The sequence below is a fragment of the Enterorhabdus sp. P55 genome (assembly GCF_009911695.1).
Classification (GTDB): domain Bacteria; phylum Actinomycetota; class Coriobacteriia; order Coriobacteriales; family Eggerthellaceae; genus Enterorhabdus.
Genome location: NZ_QWKK01000253.1, coordinates 1 through 828, shown reverse-complemented (window position 1 = coordinate 828; position 828 = coordinate 1). Strand labels below are relative to the sequence as shown.

Genomic DNA, 828 nt, shown 5'->3' with positions numbered 1-828 from the left:
TAATTTCATCCGGCCGTATACCATCTTGATTATCATGGTCTGACCACGTCTTTTGACCTGACACACTCGTCTTAGCTACCTGATGCGTATTAACAATGTTATTGCCATTATACGTTGTCTTGTACCCGTCAACCGCTGCTTCGTCAACCGTGTACTTAATTGCTTGACCAGCCTTGAACTTATCTAAGTTATTAAATTTATACTTCCAACCATCTTTTGCGGTCACTTTCTTTGAGTCAACCTTTTTACCATCTGCTAACAAGTTAACCGTAATTTCATCTGGTCGTACACCATCTTGGTCATTATTATCTACCCAAGTTTTCTCACCACTAACCGAAATTTTAACCTTCTCATTTGTGATTGTACTAGTAACAAGCTTATCAGAATTAGCATCAGCAGCCTTCAATGTAATAATTTTGTCTGTAACCGTTTGATAATCAGTCGGTGCCGTTTCTACAAGAATATACTTACCACTCTTCAGATTATTCCATCTGATTTGGCCCTTATCATCCGTTGTTCCTGTACGCAATAGTTGACCTTTAGCATTATTTTTGTATGACCAAAGTTCAAATTTAACACCGCTTAGAACCTTGTCAGTATCCTTATCAACCTTAGTCAATTGATAGTCTAAATTCGTTCCTTCAGCAGTTCCACTATTGTTTACAACCTCATGTGATGTTGTAACTTCTTTATTAACTACTTTTTTACCTGTACCAGTGACAGTCACTGTATTACTCAACGTATCATTTATCTTAGAACTGTTGATTAATGTTCGATAATGAACAGAATATGCTGTCGAAATTTCATGTAAGAATTTAATTGTCATGA

At 36.4% G+C, this 828-nt stretch carries 1 protein-coding gene; it reads right to left on the bottom strand.

Annotated elements, in window-relative coordinates; all coding sequences use genetic code 11:
• Positions 1–828: Cna B-type domain-containing protein (locus D1643_RS11625; protein ID WP_201751118.1), on the bottom strand; the 828-nt coding region annotated here is incomplete at both ends.